This window comes from Burkholderia metallica, assembly GCF_001718555.1.
In the GTDB taxonomy this organism is placed as follows: Bacteria; Pseudomonadota; Gammaproteobacteria; order Burkholderiales; family Burkholderiaceae; genus Burkholderia; species Burkholderia metallica.
In genome coordinates, this window is sequence record NZ_CP013403.1 from 1,957,813 (window position 1) to 1,979,142 (window position 21,330).

Consider the following 21,330-nt stretch of genomic DNA (forward strand, 5'->3'; position numbering starts at 1 on the left):
ACGGAATGCCAAACGTCACGCGATGCACTTCATGCTGATTGATCTGCATCACGAAACTTCTGTCATGCGAAACGAACACTTCCCATAGAAACATCGATCGACAATCGGCCGCTCACGACAACCCCGTCGCGAGCGGCCGCCCCCTTAAAACTTCCACAACAGATTGCCGTACAGCGCGTGGTCGCTGATGCTGCCGCCGAGCTGGCCGCTATACGACAACCCGAGCGACAGGTTCTTCGTCACGGCCGCGTCGACGCCGACCTCGAGCACTGCCGCATCACGCGCGACCGGCACACCGACCACGCTGAACGGCGAACCGCCGCTCGCGAACGACAGCTTCGCCCCCGGCTGCGTATTGCCGAACGCATGCCGCCAGCCGATCGTGCCGTAGGTCGTGACCTTGCCCTTCGTCGTGACCGCGACGTCCGTCGAAGCCCGCACGCCGAGCGTCGAGAAACCGAGGCCCGTCGTATCTGAGTCGCCCTGCAGCGCCGCCGCGCCACCGCTCTCCTTGAAGCCGTCGGTGTGCAGGCTGGCGTACGCGAGCCCAACGAACGGTTCGAGCGCGACATTGCGGAACGCCGTCGAGTAGCCGATCTCGGTGAACACCTGCGTCGCGTTCGCGTCGTAGCTGGCCGTATCGTGATCGGCAAAGCTGCCGAACGACGGATTGCGCTCGCTGTGCACGCGGTACCACGACTGCGACACACCGCCGCGCACGTTCCACGCGTCGTACCGGCCGCTCGCATACAGCGCGATCGTCGCGCCGTTTGCCTTCGCCGATTCGTTCTGGTCGGTATTGAGCAGGCTGCGCGACGCGCCACCCGCGATACCGACGCGCCAGTGGCTGCTGACCTCCGCGTCCGTACCGACGATGAAGCCGTACAGGTTGCGGTCGACCGTCGCGACGCCATCGCCGTCGAAGCGGCTATGCGACCCGTACAGCCGCCCCCAGACCGCGGGCTTGAACGATTTGGCCGGTGTGCAGCCGTTCTCCGCGGCCATGCGCCGGTCGAGCGCAGCCGAATGATCGTCCGCCGACACCGGCGCCTCGCATCCGCACAGCGCCCCGCCCGGTTGCGAACCGAGCCGCGCACGATCGAGCACCGCGTCGCGCACATAGCGGCTATCCGACAGCAGCACGCTGCGCGTACTCGGATACAGATCGCCGGCCAGTTGCGTGAATGCACGGCTCGCGGTCGGCGCATCCGACGTCAGCACCGTATCGAACAGCGGGTTGCCGGCGCCGAGCGTGCCGACCGCACCCGCCACCGCTTGCCCGTCCGGCGTCGTCGCCACCGACGAGAACGGCGTGCCGTTCGGCGCCAGCGACATCAGCACCTGCGCCGGGTTGTACGTAAGCGTCGGCGTGAGGAACGCATACGTCGAGTTCACCGCGCTGAACTGGCCTTGCACACCCGCGCCGGCATTCACGATCGTGTAGAGCTTGCCCGGCTGGTATTGCCCGGTCGCCGCGACGACCTGTACCGACCCGCCGTTGAGCGTGGCGGAGCCGGTCACGTCGAGGCCGCCGCTCTGTTGCGGCGTCGCGCCGACCTGCAGCGTCGAGCCCGGCTGGAACGTCGCGTTGCCCGCGACCTTCAGCGGCTGCCCGAGCTGCAGCACCGATGCGGTGCCGCCGCCCGATACGACCAGGCCGCCGATCGTGCCCGTGCCCGTGACGGTCGCGCCGTTGCCGACGGTCACCGGCGAGCCGGCGAGCGAACCGGTAACGGTGAGCGTGCCGCCCGTGACGGTCGTCGGCCCGGACAGCGTATTCGTGCCGCTCAGCACTTGCGCGCCCGTCCCGGCCAGCGTCAGCGGGCCGGTGCCCGACAGCGTGCCCGCGAACGTGCTGGTGCCCGCGGTGTTGACCGTCAGCGGCGTACTGCCGAGATTCACGTTCGAGCCCGTCGTGCCCGACAGCACACCGATCGACTGCGGCGAAGCGGAACCCGCGAGGTTCAGCGTCGCGCCGCTGCCGGCGAGCGTCATCGGGCTGGTCGGCGCGAGACTGCCTGCGCCGGAGAGTGCGAGCGTGCTGCCGCTGCCGATCGTCGTGCCGCCGGTGTACGTGTTGGCGCCCGTCAGCGTCTGCGTGCCGCCGCCCTGTACCGCGAAGCCACCGGTGCCGACGATCGAGCCGCCGTACGCGCCGCCCGTCGAGCCGGCCACGGTCAGCGTGTTGCCGCCGAGGTTCACGGTCGAACCGGCTGCGCCGGACAGCGCGCTCGCCGTCTGCGGGCTGCTCGCGCCGCCGAGATCCAGCGTGCTGCCGTTTCCGGCCAGCGTCACCCCGCTCGCTGCCGACAGGCTGCCCTTGCCGCCGACCGCCAGCGTGCTGCCGCTGCCGATCGTCGTGCCGCCGGTGTACGTGTTGGCACCACTGAGCGTGGTCGTCGACGGGCCGCTCACAGCCAGGTTGCCGCTCCCCGAAATCGGGCCGCCGAGGCCGAGGTTGTTCGCGCCGCCGACCGTCAGCGTCGAGCCCGTGCCGAGATTCACTGCGTTGCCGAGCGTCGTGCCTGCCACGGTCGTACCGAGCGTGCCGCCCTTGCCGCCGACGTTCAGCGTGCCGCTGCCGAGCGCCGTCGACGTGCCGGCCAGCAGCGTGCCGCCGCCGGTGACGTTGGTGCCGCCGGCATAGCTGTTCGCGCCCGACAGCGTCGTCGTCGCCGGGCCGGTGAGCGACAGCGTGCCGTTGCCGGAGATCGCGCCGGTCAGGCCGAGGCTGTTGGCGCCGCCCACGGTCAGCGTCGAACCCGTGCCGAGGTTCACCGCGTTGGCCAGCGTCGTGCCCGGCGTGCCGGCCGTCAGCGTGCCGCCTGCGCCGCTCGCGTTCAGTGCGCCGGTGCCGAGCGCGGTGTTGCTGCCCGCGACCAGCGTGCCGCCACCGTTCAGGTTCGTGCCGCCCGTGTACGTGTTCGACCCGGTCAGCGTTTCGGTGCCCGTGCCGCCGAGCGTCAGGCTGCCGCCCGTGCCGGCGATCGTACCGCCGTACGTGCCGTTGCCCGTGCCGCCCAGCGTCAGGTTGTTGCCGCCGAGGTTCACCGTCGAACCGGCCACGCCCGACAGCGTGCTCGTCGTCTGCGGCGTCGTCGCGCCGCTCAGGTCGAACGTTGCGCCCGCACCGGTCAGGCTCACCGGGCTGCTGCCGGACAGGCTGCCGCCCGCGCCGATCGCCAGCGTGCCGCTGTTGATCGTCGTCGCACCCGTGAACGTGTTGTTGCCCGTCAGCGTTTCGGTGCCGGTGCCCGACAGCGTCAATCCGCCCGTGCCTGCCACGGTGCCGCCGTACGTGCCGTTACCGGAACCGCCGAGCGTCAGCGTATTGCTGCCCAGATTCACCGTCGAACCGGAGACACCCGACAGCGCGCCCGTCGTCTGCTGCGTCGTGGCCGCGCTCAGGTCCAGCGTCGCCCCGGTGCCAGCAAGGTCGAGCGCGCTGCCCGACGACAGGCTGCCGCCCGCGCCGACCGCCAGCGTGCTGCCGTTGCCGATCGTCGTGTTGCCGGTGTACGAGCTGGTGCCGGTGAGCGTCGTCGTCGACGGGCCGCTCACCGCGAGGTTGCCGCTGCCCGAGATCGCACCGCCGAGGCCGAGGTTGTTCGCGCCGCCGACCGTCAGCGTCGAACCTGCGCCAAGATCGATTGCGTTGGTCAGCGTCGTGCCGGCCACGCTCGTGCCCAGCGTGCCGCCTGCGCCGCTCGTGTTCAGCGCGCCGGTGCCGAGTGCCGAACCGTTGCCGGCCAGCAGCGTGCCGCCGCCCGTCAGGTTCGTGCCGCCCGAATACGTGTTGTTGCCCGTCAGCGTTTCGGTGCCCGTGCCGCCGAGCGTCAGGCTGCCGCCCGTGCCGGCGATCGTGCCGCCGTACGTGCCGCTGCCCGAACCGCCGAGCGTCAGGTTGTTGCCGCCGAGGTTCACCGTCGAACCGGAGACACCCGACAACGCACCCGTCGTCTGCGGCGTCGTCGCCCCGCTCACGTCCAGCGTCGAGCCCGTGCCGGCCAGATCGATCGCGCTACCGCCCGACAGGCTGCCACCCGCGCCGACCGCCAGCGTGCTGCCGTTGCCGATCGTCGTGTTGCCGGTGTACGAGCTGGCGCCGGTGAGCGTCGTCGTCGACGGACCATTCACCGCGAGGTTGCCGCTGCCCGTGATCGCGCCGCCCAGGCCCAGATTGTTCGCACCGCCAACCGTCAGCGTCGAACCCGCACCGAGATTCACCGCGTTGCCGAGCGTCGTGCCGGCTACGGTCGTGCCGAGCGTACCGCCTGCGCCGCTGGTGTTCAGCGCCCCCGTGCCGAGTGCCGAACCGTTACCGGCCAGCAGCGTGCCACCGCCTGTCAGGTTCGTGCCGCCCGTGTACGTGTTGTTGCCCGTCAGCGTTTCGGTGCCCGTGCCGCCCAGCGTCAGGCTGCCGCCCGCACCCGCGATCGTGCCGTCGTACGTTCCGCTACCCGAGCCGCCGAGCGTCAGGTTGTTGCCGCCGAGGTTCACGGTCGAACCCGCCACGCCCGACAACGTGCCCGTCGTCTGCGGTGTGGTCGCGCCGCTCAGATCGAAGGTTGCTCCCGCACCGGTCAGGTTCACCGGCGTCGTCCCCGACAGGCTGCCGCCTGCGCCGATCGCGAGCGTGCCGCTGTTGATCGTCGTCGCACCCGTGTACGTGTTGGCGCCCGTCAGCGTTTCGGTGCCGGTGCCGCTCATCGTCACGCCGCCCGTGCCGGCAATATTGCCCGCATAGGTGCCGCTGTCCGATCCGCCCAGCGTCAGGTTGTTGTTGCCGAGGTTCACCGTCGAACCGGCTACCCCCGAGATCGCACCGGTCGACTGCGGCGATGACGCACCGCTCAGGTCGAGCGTCGCGCCGGACGCCGTCAGGCTGACCGGGCTGCTCGACGACAGGCTGCCGTTGCCGCTGATCGCCAGCGTGCCGCTGTTGATCGTCGTCGCGCCGGTGTACGTGTTGTTGCCCGTCAGCGTTTCGGTGCCGGTACCCGACAGCGTCAACCCGCCCGTGCCGCCGATCACACCGCCGTATGTACCGCTGGCTGCGCCGCCGAGCGTGAGCGTATTGCCGCCCAGGTTCACGTTCGTGCCCGCGCCGCCGGACAGCGCGCCGCTCGTCTGCGGCGACGTCGCCGCGCTCAGATCGAGCGTCGAGCCCGTGCCGGCCAGGTCGATCGCGCTGCCGCCGGACAGGCTGCCGCCTGCACCGACCGCCAGCGTGCTGCCGTTGCCGATCGTCGTGTTGCCGGTGTATGAGCTGGTGCCGGTAAGCGTCGTCGTCGACGGGCCGGTCACCGCGAGGTTGCCGCTACCCGAGATCCCGCCGCCGAGGCCCAGATTGTTCGCACCGCCAACCGTCAGCGTCGAACCCGCACCGAGATTCACCGCGTTGTCGAGCGTCGTGCCCGGCGTGCTCGCGGCCAGCGTGCCGCCTGCGCCGCTCGTGTTCAACGCGCCCGTGCCGAGCGCCGAGCCGCTGCCCGCGATCAGCGTGCCGCCGCCGCTCAAGGTCGTGCCGCCCGTGTACGTGTTGTTGCCGGTCAGCGTTTCAGTGCCGGTGCCCGACAGCGTCAGACTGCCGCCCGCACCGGCGATCGTGCCGCCGTACGTGCCGTTGCCCGAACCGCCGAGCGTCAGGTTGTTGCCACCGAGATTCACCGTCGAACCGGCCACGCCCGACAGCGTGCCGGTCGTCTGCGGCGTCGTCGCGCCGCTGACGTCGAAGGTGGCGCCCGCACCGGCCAGATTCACCGGGCTGCTGCCGGACAGGCTGCCGCCCGCGCCGATCGCGAGCGTGCCGCTGTTGATCGTCGTCGCACCCGTGTACGTGTTGGTGCCGGTCAGCGTTTCGGTGCCGGTGCCCGACAGCGTCAACCCGCCCGTGCCGCCGATCACACCGCCGTACGTGCCGCTGGCTGCGCCGCCGAGCGTGAGCGTATTGCCGCCCAGGTTCACGTTCGTGCCCGCGCCGCCGGACAGCGCGCCACTCGTCTGCGGCGACGTCGCCGCGCTCAGATCGAGCGTGGCGCCAGTGCCCGACAGGTCGATCGCGCTGCCGCCGGACAGGCTGCCGCCTGCGCCGACGGCGAGCGTGCTGCCGTTCCCGATCGTCGTGTTGCCGGTGTAGGAGCTGGCCCCCGTGAGCGTCGTCGTCGACGGGCCGGTCACCGCGAGGTTGCCGCTGCCCGAAATCGCGCCGCCGAGGCCCAGATTGTTCGCACCGCCGACCGTCAGCGTCGAGCCGCTGCCCAGATTCACGTTGTTGGTCAGCGTCGTGCCGGCCACGCTCGTGCCGAGCGTGCCGCCTGCGCCGCTCGTGTTCAACGCGCCCGTGCCGAGCGCCGAGCCGCTGCCCGCGATCAACGTGCCGCCGCCCGTCAGGTTCGTGCCGCCCGTGTACGTGTTGTTGCCGGTCAGCGTTTCAGTGCCGGTGCCCGACAGCGTCAGGCTGCCGCCCGCACCGGCGATCGTGCCGCCGTACGTGCCGCTGCCCGAACCGCCGAGCGTCAGGTTGTTGCCGCCGAGGTTCACCGTCGAACCGGCCACGCCCGACAGCGAGCCCGTCGTTTGCGGCGTCGTCGCGCCGCTGACGTCGAAGGTCGCACCCGCGCCCGCCAGATTCACCGGGCTGCTGCCGGACAGGCTGCCGCCCGCGCCGATTGCCAGCGTGCCGCTGTTGATCGTCGTCGCGCCGGTGTACGTGTTGGTGCCGGTCAGCGTTTCCGTGCCCGTGCCGGACATCGTCAACCCGCCGGTGCCGCCGATCGTGCCCGCATAGTTGCCGTTGCCGGTACCGGCCAGCGTCAGCGTATTGCCGCCGAGGTTCACGTTCGTGCCCGCTACGCCGGACAGCATGCCGCTCGTCTGCGGCGTGGTCGCCGCGCTGATGTCGAGCGTCGCGCCCGTGCCGGCGAGGTCGAGCGCGCTGCCCGACGACAGGCTGCCGCCCGCGCCGACCGCCAGCGTGCTGCCGCCGCCGATCGTCGTGTTGCCGGTATAGGTGTTCACGCCCGTGAGCGTGGTCGTCGACGGGCCGCTGACCGAAAGGCCGCCGCTGCCCGAGATCCCGCCGCCCAGCCCGAGATCGTTCGCACCGCCAACCGTCAGCGTCGAACCCGCGCCGAGATTCACCGTATTGCCGAGCGTCGTGCCGGCCACGCTCGTACCGAGCGAGCCGCCCGCGCCCGTGACGTTCAGCGCGCCGGAACCGAGTGCGCTGCCGTTGCCGGCGATGAGCCCGCCACCGCTCAACGTGGTGCCGCCGTCATAGGTGTTCGTGCCGGTGAGCGTCGTGGTGCCCGCGCCGGTCTGCGCCAGGGCGCCGCTACCGGAAATCGTACCGCTCAGGCCAAGATCGTTCGAACCGTTCAGCCCGAGCGTCGCACCCGCGCCGAGGTTCACTGCGTTGCCGAGCGTCGTGCCGCTCACGCTCGCGTTCAGCGTGCCGTTGCCGGTCACGTTCAGTGCGCCGGTGCCCAGCGCCGAATTGCTGCCCACGCTCAGTCCGCCGCTGCTCAGCGTCGTGCCGCCGCCGTAGGTATTCGCGCCGCCGAGCGTGGTCGTGCCCGAGCCGGACTGCACCACGCCGCCTGCACCGGAAATCATGCCGTTCAGCCCGAAGTCGAATGCACCGCCGAGATTCAGCGTCGAGCCGATGCCCAGATCGACGGCGTTCGCCAGCAGGAGGTTCGCCGTGCTCGCGCTGAGCGCGCCGCCGCTGCCGGTCACGTTGAGCGTGCCCGTGCCGAGCGCCGTGTTGCTGCCGACCGACAGGCCGCCCGCGCTCAGCGTCGTGCCGCCCGTGAACGTGTTCGCGCCGGTGAGCGCGGTCGTTCCGCTGCCGGTTTGCGCGAGACCGCCGCCGCCGCCGATGATGCCGCCGAGGCCCAGGTCGTTCGTGCCGCCGAGCGTCAGTGCCGAACCGGCGCCGAGATTCACCGCGTTGTTCAGCGTCGTGCCGGCAACGCTCGCGGCCAGCGTACCGCCTGCGCCGCCGATGTTCAGCGCGCCCGTGCCGAGTGCCGCGCCGTTGCCGGCGAGCAGCATGCCGCCGCCGGTCAGGCTCGTGCCGCCCGTGTAGCTGTTCGCACCATTCAGCGTTTCGGTGCCCGTGCCCGACAGCGTCAGGCTGCCGCCGGCCCCGGCGATCGTGCCGCCGTACGTGCCGCTGCCGGCACCGCCCAGCGTCAGGCCGTTGCCGCCGAGATTCACCGTCGAACCGGCCACGCCCGACAGCGTGCCGATCGTCTGCGGCAGCGCCGCGCCGCTCAGGTCGAACGCCGCGCCGGCGCCGCCCAGATTCACTGCGCCGCCCGCCGCGAGGCTGCCGCCCGCGCCGATCGCCAGCGTGCCGCTGTTGATCGTCGTGCCGCCCGTGTACGTGTTCGCACCGATCAGCGTTTCCGTGCCGGTGCCGGCCAGCGTCAGGCCGCCCGCCCCGCCGATCGTGCCGCCGAACGTGCCGTTGCCGGCGCCGCCGAGCGTCAGCGTATTGCCGCCGAGGTTCACGGCCGAGCCGGCCGTGCCGACCAGCCCGCCCGTCGTCTGCGGCGACGTCGCCGCGCTCAGGTCGAGCGTCGCGCCCACGCCGGTCAGGTCGAACAAGCTGCCGCCCGACAGGCTGCCGCCCGCGCCGACCGCCAGCGTGCTGCCGTTGCCGATCGTCGTGTTGCCGGTGTAGCTGCCCGCTCCCGTGAGCGTCGTGATCGACGGGCCGGTCACCGACAGATTGCCGCCGCCCGAAATCGCGCCGCCGAGGCCGAGGTTGTTCGCACCACCGACCGTCAGCGTCGCGCCCGCGCCCAGATTCACCGCATTGCCGAGCACGGCGCCGCCGACGCTCGTGCCGAGCGAGCCGCCCGCGCCCGTTACGTTCAGCGCGCCGGTGCCGAGTGCGCTGCCGTTGCCGGCGATGAGTCCGCCGCCGCTGAGCGTCGTACCGCCCGTGTACGTGTTCGCGCCGAGCAGCGTCGTCGTGCCGGTGCCGGTTTGCGCCAGACCGCCGTCACCCGACAGCACCCCGCCGAGGCTCAGGTCCGCCGAACCGTTCAGCCCCAGCGTCGCGCCGGCGCCGAGGTTCACCGCATTGCCGAGCACGGTGCCGGCGACGTTCGTGGCGAGCGTGCCGCCCGCGCCGGTCACGTTCAGCGCGCCCGCGCCGAGTGCGCTGCCGTTGCCCGCGATGAGCCCGCCGCCGCTCAGCGTCGTGCCGCCCGTGTACGTGTTCGTGCCGGTGAGCGTCGTCGTGCCCGTGCCCGTTTGCGCGAGGCCGCCGTTGCCGGCGATCGTGCCGCTCAGGCCGAGATCGTTCGCGCCGTTCAACCCGAGCGTGACGCCGGCGCCGAGATTGACCGCGTTGCCGATCGTCACGCCCGGCACGCTGGCGCCGAGCGAAGCCGAGCCGTTGACGTCGAGTGCGCCGAGGCCGAGCGCCGCGCCGCTGCCGACGACCAGGTCGCCGCCCGTCAGCGCCGTGCCGCCCGCGTATGTGTTGTTGCCGGTGAGCGCCTGCGAGCCGGTGCCGGAAAGCGTGAGCCCGCCCGCCCCGCCGATGTTGCCCGCGAAGACGCCGCTACCGCTGCCTGCCAGCGTCAGGTGGTTCGAACCGAGATCGATCGTCGAACCCGCGACACCCGACAGCGTGCCGATCGACTGCGGCGTGGTCGCGCCGGCGATGTTGAACTGCGCACCGGCGCCCGTCAGGTTGACGGGGCTCGACGCGGCGAGGCTGCCGCCCGCGCCGATCGCGAGCGTGCCGCTGCCGATCGTGGTGCCGCCGGTGAACGTCTCGGCCGCGGTGAGCGTCGTCGTGCCCGGGCCGTTCACGGACAGGCCGCCGGCACCGGAAATGATCCCGCCCAGCCCGAGATCGTTCGCACCGCCAACCGTCAGTGCCGCGCCCGCGCCGAGCTGGATCGCATTGCCGAGCACCGTGCCGCCGACGGTCGTGCCGAGCGAGCCGCCCGCACCGGTCACGTTCAGCGCACCCGTGCCCAGTGCGGCGCCGTTGCCGGCGAGAATGCCGCCGCCGCTCAGCGTCGTACCGCCCGTGAACGTGTTCGCCCCCAGCAGCGTCGTGATGCCCGAGCCGACTTGCGCGAGGCCGCCGTCACCGGCGATCACGCCGCCCAGGCCAAGATCGTTCGAACCGGTGAGCGCGAGCGTCGCACCCGTGCCGAGATTGACCGCATTGCTCAACGCGACGCCGCTCGCGCTCGCGCCGAGTGCGCCGCCCGCGCCGGCGACATTGAGCGCGCCCGTACCCAGCGCCAGATTGTTGCCGGCGAGCAGCGTGCCGGCGCTCAGCGTCGTGCCGCCGCCGAAGGTGTTCGCGCCGGACAGCGTGGTCGTGCCCGTGCCGTTCAGCACGAGACCGCCGGTGCCGCCGATCACGCCGCCCAGGCCGAGATCGTTTGCCCCATCCAGCGTCAGCGACGTGCCGTTCAGGTTGATCGAATTCGCGAGTGTCGCGCCTGCCGCACCCGCGTGCAGCGAGCCGCCGAGGCCGCTCACGTTCAATGCACCGCCCACGCCGAGCGCCGAGTTGCCGTCGACGATCAGGCTGCCGCCGCCCGTGAGGCTCGCGCCGCCGCTGAACGTGTTCGCACCGGACAGCGTCGTCGCGCCGGTGCCGCCGAGCGCGAGGCTGCCCGCGCCCGAGATCGTGCCGCCCAGGCCAAGATCGGCCGCGCCGTTCAGGCCGAGCGTCGCGCCTGCACCGAGGTTCACCGCATTGCCGAGCACGGTGCCGGCAACGTTCGTGGCGAGCGTGCCGCCCGCGCCGACGACGTTCAGTGCGCCGCTGCCCAGTGCGTGCCCGTTGCCCGCAATCAGGCCGCCGGCACCGAGCGTCGTGCCGCCCGTGAACGCGTTCACACCGAGCAGCGTCGTCGTACCCGTGCCGGTTTGCGCGAGGCCGCCGTTGCCCGAGATCACACCGCCCAGGCTCATGCCGGCCGTACCGTTCAGGCCGAGCGTCGCGCCCGCATCGAGATTCACCGCATTGCCGAGCAGCGTGCCGTCGGCGTTCACCGCCAGCGCGCCGCCCGTGCCCGACACATGCAGCGCGCCAGTCCCGAGTGCGCTGCCGTTGCCGGCGACGAGTCCGCCGCCGCTCAGCGCCGTACCGCCCGAGAACGTGTTCGCGCCGAGCAGCGTCGTCGTGCCGCTGCCGGTTTGCGCCAGACCGCCGTTGCCGCCGATCACGCCACCCAGGCTCATGCCGGCCGCGCCGTTCAGGCCGAGCGTCGCACCCGCATCGAGGTTCACCGCGTTGCCGAGCAGCGTGCCGCCGGCGTTCACCGCCAGCGAGCCGCCCGCGCCGGACACATGCAGTGCGCCGGTCCCGAGCGCCTGGCCGTTGCCGGCGACGAGTCCGCCGCCGCTCAGGTTCATGCCGCCCGTAAATGTGTTCAGGCCGAGCAGCGTCGTCGTACCGCTGCCGGTTTGCGCCAGACCGCCGTTGCCGCCGATCACGCCGCCCAGGCCCAGGTTCGCGGAACCATTGAGGCCCAGCGTGACGCCACTGTCGATGTTCACCGCGTTGCCGAGCAGCGTGCCGCCGACGCTCGTCGCGAGCGTCCCGCCCGCGCCCGTGACGTTCAGCGCGCCGGACCCGAGCGCCAGGCCGGTACCGACGAGCAGCCCGCCGCCGCCCGTCAGATTCGTTCCGCCCGAGAAGGAATTGGCACCGTTCAGCGCCAGCGTGCCGGTGCCGGCCGCATTCAGTGCGCCGCCGCCCGAAATCGCGCCCGAGATCCCGAACCCGGTTGCGCCGTCGACCGTCAGCGCCGCACCGAGCGCCACGTTGTTCTGGAGGTTCACGCCGGCGGACCCGGCCTCCAGCCGGCCGCCGCTCACTGCGATCGTCCCGGTGCCCAGCGAGCCGCTGTTGTTGATGATCGCGGTACCGCCGGTGAGCGACGCGTCCGACGCGGTCGACGCGCCCGTGATGTTCCACGTGCCGCCCTGGACCGCGAGATGCGTGAAATTGCCGAACGTGTCGACCGCGATGGCGCCGTTCGCCGCCCCGCCGGACGTGTTCTGCTGCAGATTCAGCGTGTTGTTGCCGCCCAGCCCGGCATCGACGCCGAGCCCGACCGACGACCCGGTCTGCGCGTTGAACGTGTTAGACGTGCCGAGGCCCGCGCCCAGCGATACGTTGCCGGTAATGCTTCCGGCATTGGTGAAGGTATTGCCGGTGCCCACCAAGGTGCTCGGCGCAAGCACGACCGAGCCGTTGATCGCCCCGCCGCTCGCGTTCGTGAAGTTGACCTGCGCGCCGCCCGATGCGGTGACCACCTGCGTGGTCGGACCGGCGGTGAAGCCGATGCCCGTCGTGCCGATCGTGCCGGTGTTCGTGATGTTCGTCGTGCCGCCCGTGCCGTTGTAGACGGTCAATGCCGGCCCGTTGCCGAACAGCGAACTGGTCGAGCCCATCATCACGCCGTTGTTCGTGACGTTCACCGTGCTCGCGGACGTGATATTGCCGACGACCGTGCCGTTCGAAACGATGCTCAGCCCGGCCTGCGACGGGTCGATGGTCCCGTTGTTGGTCAGCGTGACGCCGCTGCCCGTGAGCGACAGCGCCGTGCCGCCGAACAGCGGCACCACGGAGACGGTCGCGCCCGATGCGACCGTCACGTTGAGATTATTCGTGCCGTTCGCATAGCTGTTGGTGGTGCCGGTACAGGTGACGGTGGGCGAGCCGGTGCAGGCGGCCAATGCGTCGGCGGGAACGATCCCCGCACTGACGAGTGCGACCAGCATGCCGGTCGGGACGAGGAGTTTCGGACGTGCTTCCGCGCGCTTTTTATTCGAACCCATGCGCATACGCATAATCACACCTTCCCATAAAGATAATCGACGACCCGAGCCCCTTCCGCAGTTAAAAAACGCAGAAAGGAATTACCGGAATGCGTTATTCGATATTTTTAGATAAATGCCGCCCCGCCATCAAATCAATGCAGATGACTCGATTGGCAACCATCAAGAATCAATCAACCGGAATCATTTATTCGGCACTTTTTACTTTTATCCCCCTGAGCGGTAAATTTTCCACTTTTTAAAATATGGCTGTTTCATGGAGAAACTGTTGCGTCGATCGGCATCGATGGCATCTGTGCGTATACAGATCAAACGAGCCGAACGCTGTACTCCCGCTGTACTCCATTTCCCGCCTGTCTCCCATCCCCGTTAAACGAACACTGAATTCCAGTCCCCGATTCAACCCGGTTGCGAATGAGTCGCATACAGGCTGGCTGATTCCCGATATTCGATCGTCAAGCCTCCGGCGTGATCGCGAGACAAATATAGGCATGACTCGCAAACGTTTTCCATCGAACCGGCAAGTTTTTGTCAAAACTCAACAATCTTTCTGGAACATCCGGCGATTCGCATGCGGGTTGTAAATTTCATGTTTTAACTAAAGCACGTGAATTATTAAGAATGGAAAAAAGCGGATTCCCCGGATCCTGATTTATTCTCGAATCTGCTTTAATTGGTTCACATTCGCCGTGCCGCGGTCCGGACCTGCGGAACGACAACGAGGTGTCCACGGGAGAACATCAAGATGGTGACGTTGAACATCAACAACCGGTCGGCGGAGGTCGATGCCGATCCGTCGACGCCGGTGCTCTGGGTGCTGCGCGACAACCTCGGTCTGACCGGCACCAAGTTCGGCTGCGACGCCGGCGACTGCGGCGCCTGTACCGTGCACGTCGAGGGCCGGCCCGTGCATAGCTGCACGCTGGCGCTGTCGGCGGTCGGGAGTGCGCACGTCACGACGTCCGAACATCTCGCCGACGATGCGGTCGGCAAGGCCGTTCTCGATGCCTGGATCCGGCACGACGTCGCGCAGTGCGGCTACTGCCAGAGCGGCCAGATGATGAGCGCGGCCGGCCTGCTGCGCAGCAACAAGGCACCGACCGATGCCGACATCGACAGCGCGATGGCCGGCAACCTGTGCCGTTGCGCGACCTATCAGCGCATCCGTGCCGCGATTCACGATGCGGCTCACGCGCTTGCCTGAGCCTGCCGGGGAGACTGTGATCATGCGTATCCGCACTTTCGGGCGCCCGGCTGGCGCCGACGCCCCCCGCCGCGACGCGTCGCCCGTCACCGGGCCCGATGCGCCGATGCCCGGCCGGCGCGGCTTTCTGAAGCTCACGATGGCGGCGAGCGGCTGCCTGGCGCTCGGTATCGCGCCGACGCGCACCGCCGCGCAAACGGGCAACCCGCCGCAGGCGTCTCCACCGCAAGCATTCCTGATCATCTCGCCGGACAACACCGTCACCGTTGCCGTCAACCGCACCGAGTCCGGCCAGGGCGTCAGCACCGCGCTGCCGATGGCGCTGGCCGACGAACTGGATGCGGACTGGCGCAACGTGCGCCCCGTGCTCGCGCCGGCCGGCGAGCCGTACAGGGACCCGGTGACCGGCATCCAGATGACGGGCGGCTCGACGTCGGTCAACCATTCGTTTACGCAATACCGCGAACTCGGCGCATCGGCACGCGCGATGCTCGTCGCCGCGGCGGCCCGGCGCTGGAACGTCGATCCCGCCACGTGCCGCACCGCGAACGGCGTCGTGACGTCGGGCAGCCATCGTGCGACCTACGGCGAACTGGCACCCGACGCGATGGCGATGCCCGTGCCGCAGCACGTGCCGCTGAAGTCGCCCGATCAGTTCCGCATCATCGGCAAGCCGACGCCGCGCATCGATTCGCGCGCGATGCTCGACGGCACGCTCAAGTATGGAATGGACTGGAGCCTGCCCGACATGATGGTGGCCGTCGTTGCGCGGCCGCCGCGCTTCGGCGGACAGGTCGCGAGCTACAACGCGGCCGCGGCGCGGGCGGTCAAGGGAGTGGTCGAGGTCGTCGAGATTCCGACTGCTCGCGGCGGCACCGGCGTGGCCGTGATCGCGAACGGCTACTGGCCGGCCAGGCTTGGCCGCGATGCGCTGAAGGTCACGTGGAAGGACGTCGGCTCGACCGTCACGTCCGCTGAACAGATGCAGGCGTACAAGCAGCTCGCCGGCACGCCGGGGACCGTGGTGCGCACGGCCGACGCCGGCAGCGCGCCGCCGGCGGCAACGCGAATCCGGAAGGACTACGAATTTCCGTATCTCGCGCACGCCGCGATGGAACCGCTCAGTTGCACGGTCGATGTCGGCCCGGCGAGCTGCGCGTGCGGCATCAAGATCTGGGGCGGTTCGGCGATGCAGACGACCGATCGCGCAGCGGTTGCCAAGGCGCTGGGCGTCGCGCCGTCGAAGGTGCAGATCTTCACGATGACGTCCGGCGGCGACTACGGCCGGCGCTCGACGCCGACGTCGGACTACGTGGTCGAAGCCGCCCGCGTGTCCGCCGCCTACCTGGCGGCCGGCCATCTGGGCCCGGTCAAGACGATCTGGACGCGCGAGGACGATCTGCGCGGCGGCTATTACCGCCCGATGGTGCTGCATCGCGTCGACATCGGCGTCGACGGCAGCGGCGCGGTGCGGGACTGGCAGCACGTCGTCGTCGGTCAGTCGGTGCTGAAGGGGTCGCCGCTCGAGCGCACCACCATTCGCAAAAGCGGCACCGATCCCGACCTGACCGAAGGGGTGGCGAACAGCCCGTACGGTTTCCCGATGCAGGTGTCCGTCCATCAGACGGACGTCGACGTGCCGGTTCAGTCGTGGCGCTCGGGCGGCAATACCCATACGGCGTTCGTGATGGAAACGCTCGTCGACGAGCTCGCGCATTCGGCGCACCAGGACCCGGTCGCCTACCGGATGGCGCGCCTGTCCGGTCCCGAGCGCGCGCACCATCGCGACGCGCTCGCCCTGGCCGTCGACAAGTCGGGCTACGGCACGCGCACGCTGCCTGCCGGGCACGCGTGGGGCGTCGCGATGCACGAAACCGCCGGCACGGTCGTCGCGTATGTGACGGAAGTGTCGATCGAAGCGCAGCAACCGCGCGTGCACCGCGTGACGGCCGGCGTGTATGCCGGCCGCATCGTGAACCCGACCGGCGCGGAGGCCCAGATCCAGGGCGGTGCGCTGTTCGGCCTCGCGACGACGAAGCCGGGTTTCGCGATCGACGTCGAGCATGGCGCGGTCCGCAACGCCGGTTTCGCCGACTACTCGCCGGTGCGGATGCAGGAGGCGGCACCCGTGGACGTGTTCTTCGTTCCGTCGGATGCGCATCCGACGGGGTTGAGCGAAGCCGGCGTGCCGCCGATCGCGCCGGCCGTCGCCAACGGCGCGTTCGTGCTGACCGGCGAACGGATGCGTGCGCTGCCGTTCGCACCAGTGGTGGTCGCGTCGACCGCGCCGGCGCTGCCGGCCGCCGCGGCCGCCGAAGACGATCCGTACGCCGACCTCCCGGCCGGCGGTTGCCGGATTCCGCGCAAGGCGAAGGTGTCGGCGCTCAAGCCGAAGGTCGAGCACAGCACGGCGGCTGTCGGGCAGCCGCCCGCGGTGCCGAAATTCCTGCGGCCGAAGCGGCGCGCGGGGATTCCGTGTATCGACAAGCTGAAGAACGGCACGGTGACGTAAGCGGGCGTCCCGCGGCGACGCGGGCAGCGCCGCTCGTCGCACGGCGTCTGGCCGGGCGCGAAGCTGCGCCAGCGAAATACGCGCTTCTTTCGATCCGCGTCGTTTTGCTTGCCCCGTCGCCGGATCCGTTGTCTTTCTGATGCCGGCGCAGCCGGCGTTTTCCGCTGTGTCGGCAGTACGAACCGCGCGCTGCACGAACACGTACCGTCCGGCACCGCTCGATCTCGAGCACTCCTGAATCGCGCTGCACCCACCTGCGCGCTGCCCGACTGCATCGCTTGCCACACGGCCTTCCTCGCCACGTTCGGCCGATCGACCTCCCCCAGCCGTGCCGCTTGCCCTGTAAGCACGATTTCATCGCCCCGCCGGATCAGTTCCTGAACACGTGACGAAGGCAGCGGCCAGGAGGGCCGCACCGGCGCGAGAGATGCCGCGGCATGGCGGCGCCGTTCGCCGACGCGTGTCCTGCCGTGCACGGACCAGACGGCACGTACATCGTTTGCGCCCGTTCGACTGGGTGTTTTCCCTACCCTACGCCAGCTTGAATCTAGGCCATATCAACGCTAATATTTGGCCACTTGAACGCTATCTGTAGGCCGACAATACGCACTTCGGACGCCGCTTTTCGGGGCCGGGCCCGCGTATGGCAGCCACGCGGGGTTCGGCGCGCAGCCCGAAACGCCCGCGTCGGACCACAGCGCTGCCAACCGAATTGCTCCCCACCCCTGGGCACCTCGCCTCAATCTGGAGATACGCTGTGACCGTACATCACCTTCCGCCCACCGAGCATGTAGAGGTCCTGATCGTTGGCGCCGGCCTGTCCGGCATCGGGGTGGCGCGTTACCTGGAGACGGAGCGTCCGGGCACGTCCTACGTCATCCTGGAGTCGCGCGCCGTTACCGGCGGCACATGGGACCTGTTCCGCTATCCCGGCATTCGCTCCGACTCGGACATGCACACCTACGGCTACGAGTTCAAGCCGTGGCCGTACAAGAAGTCGATTGCCGGGGCGGCCGATATCCTGTCCTACCTGCGCGAGACTGCCGCCGAGTACGGACTCGATCGCCACATCCGCCTGAACCACAAGGTGATTCAGGCATCGTGGTGCAGCGCGCAGGCACTGTGGACGGTCGAGGTGGAGCGCACGGATACCGGCGAACGCACGACGATGCAGGCCAAATGGCTGTTCAGCGCCGCCGGCTACTTCCACCACGATCAGGGCTTCACCCCGAAGCTGGAAGGCATCGAACGCTTCCAGGGGCGCACCATCCATCCACAGCATTGGCCGGACGACCTCGACTACACCGGCAAGCGTGTCGTGGTGATCGGCAGCGGCGCCACCGCCGTCACGCTGTTACCGGCCATGGCGGACAAGGCCCGGCATGTGACGATGCTCCAGCGCACGCCCACCTATATCGTGAGCCTGCCGTCGGAAGACCTCATCGCCAACACGCTGCGCAAGGTGATGCCGCACGCGTGGGCCTATGCGCTCGTGCGCCGCAAGAACATCGCCATTTCGCGCGGCATCTGGTACCTGTGCAAGCGGCGGCCAAAATTCGCGCGGCGTCTCATCCGCTTCCTCAACAAGCGTCAGTTGCCCAACGGCTATCCGGTCGACGTGCACTTCAATCCGCCCTACGACCCGTGGGATCAGCGTTTGTGCGCGGTGCCCGATGGCGATCTATTCAAGGCCATCCGCGAAGGCCGGGCGTCCGTGGTGACGGACCGCATCAAGACGTTCACCGAGACCGGCATCCTGCTGGAATCCGGGCAGGCGCTGCCCGCCGATATCGTCGTGACGGCCACCGGGCTCAACATTCGGCTGTTCGGCGGCATCAAGCTGACGGTCGACGGCGAGCCCGTCGATCTGCATAGCACGGTGACCTTCAAGGGGATGATGCTCAGCGGCGTGCCGAACTACGTGTTCTCCATCGGCTACACGAACTCGTCGTGGACGCTCAAGCTGGGGCTGCTCGCGCAACACTTCTGCCGCATGCTCGACCATATGGAGCGCACCGGCTCCGCGATCTGCGTGCCCGAAACGCCCGACGCCGACATGCCCAGGCGTCCGCTGCTCAATCTCGGCGCGGGCTACGTCCAGCGCGCGATCCAGAGCATGCCCTGTCAAGGCCTGGAAACGCCGTGGGTCATGTCGGAGGACTACAACCTCGATGTCGCGAACTTGCGGAACAGCCCGGTCGAGCACCCGTTCCTGCATTTCGAGCATGCCCACCCGGCGAGCAGCACCGAGCGCTCGCCGGCCCGGCAAGCGGCGGGAGTCTGATCATGTCGATCCACGCGATGGATGAAGCACGCGATCTGTTCTGTGACGTGCCGACCGGTGTGCGCCTGTGCTATCGCACGTACGGCCTCGAGAACGCGGAGCCGCTGCTGCTCATCGCGGGCCTGAGCCTGCAACTGACGTCGTGGCCCGCCAACATGATCGACGCGCTGGTGCAACGCGGCTTTCGCGTGATCGTCCTGGACAACCGGGATGTCGGCCGCTCGTCCCGCATCGCGCAGACACCGCCGGGCTTGCTGCGGCAATTCCTGCGGTTGCCGATGCCTTGCGCCTACAGCCTGGAAGACATGGCCGCCGATACGGTCGGCCTGCTCGATCATCTGCGGGTGGCGCGCGCCCATGTGGTGGGGATGTCGATGGGCGGCATGATCGCGCAGATCATCGCCGGCGGCCACCCGCACCGCACGCTGTCGCTCACGTCGATCTTCTCCACCACCGGCTCCCGGAAAGTCGGCCAGCCGGCCCTGTCCAGCATGTCGATGCTGACCAGGCCGCCCGCACGCACGCGCGACGAAGCCATGCAGCGTTACAGCGCGGTCATGGCCCACATCGGCACGCAGACGTACCCCGTGGACGACGCTGCGCGACGCGCGTACGCCGCCGACGCGTGGGACCGCGGCCAGCAGGCGAAGGATGCCGAAGGCATGGCGCGCCAGCTCGGGGCGATCATCAAGTCGGGCGACAGGACAGCGGAAGTCCGCCGTATCCGGGTGCCGACGCTGGTGGTGCACGGCGATCTGGACCGGATGGTGGCGGCCAGCGGCGGCACCGCGACCGCAGCGGCCATTCCCGGTGCGGAGATGGTCACCATCCGCGGCATGGGGCACGACATCCCGGCGGGCGTCGTACCGCTGCTGGTCGACCTGATCGCCGGACATGCAGGACGCCATGCGGCAGGTTCCGCAGCCGAACCGATGAACGCCGGCCGGCATTCCGCCTGAGTCCGTTTCGGCGGATGCGTGCCGCCTCATCGGCACGCATCCGCACAATCAGAACAACAACAGCCGTTGCCGCGATCTCTCGATCGAGAACGCATAGGAGACACCATGCTGCAAGGCTCCCCAACCGAACTCGTCGCCAGCTTCGAACGTCAGCGCCAGGCTTTCGCGCTGGACTCCGCCCCGACACTGGCCACGCGCGTGTCCCGTCTCGAGCGGCTCGGGGCCTGGCTCGACTCGCACGAATCCGACATCGTGCATGCCATCGACGCCGACTTTCAAGGCCGCTCGGCACACGAAACCCGGCTTGCCGAGGTGTTCGTCGTGCGCGCCGCCATCCGTCACGCGCGGCGCCACCTGAAGCAGTGGATGCGCACGCAGCGCATGCCGACCGCATTGCACTTCCGTCCCGGCTACAACCGGCTCATGCCGCAGCCGCTGGGCGTGGTGGGCATCATTGCGCCGTGGAACTATCCGCTGCAACTGTCGCTGGGGCCTGCGCTCGCCGCGCTTGCCGCCGGCAACCGGGTGATGATCAAGCCGTCGGAACTCACGCCCCGGCTGTCGGCGCTGCTCGCTTCGATGGCGCACGAGATCTTCAACCCGGACGAGCTCGACGTGGCGATCGGCGATGTCGAGCTCGGCAAGGCCTTTGCCAGCCTGCCGTTCGATCACCTGTTCTTCACGGGTTCGACACAGGTCGGGCGTGACGTGGCGCAAGCGGCGGCGGCCAACCTGACGCCGGTCACGCTGGAACTCGGCGGCAAGTCGCCGGCCATTCTCGACGTGTCGTGCAATGTCGCCGTTGCGGCGCAACGCATTGCATTCGGCAAGCTGGTGAACGCCGGGCAGACCTGCATCGCGCCGGATTACCTGCTCGTGCCGACCGGTACGGCGGAAAACGTCGCATCGCATCTGGTGCGGGCCATCACGAAGCTCTATCCGACGCTTGCCGCCAACCCCGACTACACCGCCGTCATCAGCGAACGCCATCGTGCGCGCCTCGCAGAGATGGTCCGCGAGGCACGCTCCGCGGGCGCACGCGTGATCGAGGTCAACCCGGCCGGCGAAACGTTCAATGCGGCATCGCGCAAGTTCCCGCCCACGCTCGTGATGGGCGCGCCCGCCGACACGCGTCTGATGCGCGAGGAAATCTTCGGCCCCGTGTTGCCCATCGTCGAATACGCCGACCTCGACGACGCGCTCGCGTACGTCCGGCGCAACGCACACCCGCTCGCGCTGTACTGGTTCGGTGACGATGCCTCGCGCCGCCATCGCGCCCTGCGCGAAACCGTATCGGGCGGTGTCACGATCAACGACTGCCTGTGGCACCTGGTGCAAGAGAGCCAGCCCTTTGGCGGCGTCGGCGACAGCGGCACGGGCGCCTACCACGGCAAGTGGGGCTTCGACACCTTCAGCAAGCTCAAGCCGGTCTTTTATCAGGCGCGCTGGAACGGCACTGCCCTGTTTCACCCGCCCTACGGCCAATCCTTCAACTGGCTGCTGCGCGTGCTGTCGCGCATCGCCTGATCCCGTC

At 69.4% G+C, this 21,330-nt stretch carries 6 protein-coding genes; 5 read left to right on the plus strand and 1 reads right to left on the minus strand.

The window, feature by feature from the left end; genetic code table 11:
• Nucleotides 1-144 precede the first annotated feature (144 nt).
• Nucleotides 145-12,849, minus strand: a complete 12,705-nt coding sequence (locus WJ16_RS28340) for an autotransporter-associated beta strand repeat-containing protein (protein WP_069260320.1) — start codon at nucleotides 12,847-12,849, stop codon at nucleotides 145-147.
• Nucleotides 12,850-13,582: 733 nt separating this feature from the next.
• On the opposite strand from WJ16_RS28340, the gene WJ16_RS28345 reads away from it, so the two are divergent.
• The 5 genes from WJ16_RS28345 (at nucleotide 13,583) to WJ16_RS28365 (ending at nucleotide 21,323) form a co-directional block, all read left to right on the plus strand.
• Nucleotides 13,583-14,041, plus strand: a complete 459-nt coding sequence (locus tag WJ16_RS28345) for a (2Fe-2S)-binding protein (protein WP_069260321.1) — start codon at nucleotides 13,583-13,585, stop codon at nucleotides 14,039-14,041.
• A gap of 22 nt (nucleotides 14,042-14,063) precedes the next feature.
• Entirely contained in the window at nucleotides 14,064-16,553 is a 2,490-nt protein-coding gene (locus tag WJ16_RS28350; RefSeq protein WP_069260322.1) for a xanthine dehydrogenase family protein molybdopterin-binding subunit, read from the plus strand.
• A 757-nt stretch (nucleotides 16,554-17,310) separates the two neighbouring features.
• Nucleotides 17,311-18,837 carry a flavin-containing monooxygenase gene (locus WJ16_RS28355; RefSeq protein WP_069260323.1) on the plus strand — a complete coding sequence of 509 codons (1,527 nt, stop codon included), beginning with the start codon at nucleotides 17,311-17,313 and terminating at the stop codon, nucleotides 18,835-18,837.
• 2 nt (nucleotides 18,838-18,839) lie between these two features.
• Entirely contained in the window at nucleotides 18,840-19,796 is a 957-nt protein-coding gene (locus WJ16_RS28360) for an alpha/beta fold hydrolase (protein WP_069260324.1), read from the plus strand.
• A gap of 105 nt (nucleotides 19,797-19,901) precedes the next feature.
• Nucleotides 19,902-21,323 carry a coniferyl aldehyde dehydrogenase gene (locus WJ16_RS28365; RefSeq protein WP_069260325.1) on the plus strand — a complete coding sequence of 474 codons (1,422 nt, stop codon included), beginning with the start codon at nucleotides 19,902-19,904 and terminating at the stop codon, nucleotides 21,321-21,323.
• The last annotated feature ends 7 nt before the right edge of the window (nucleotides 21,324-21,330 follow it).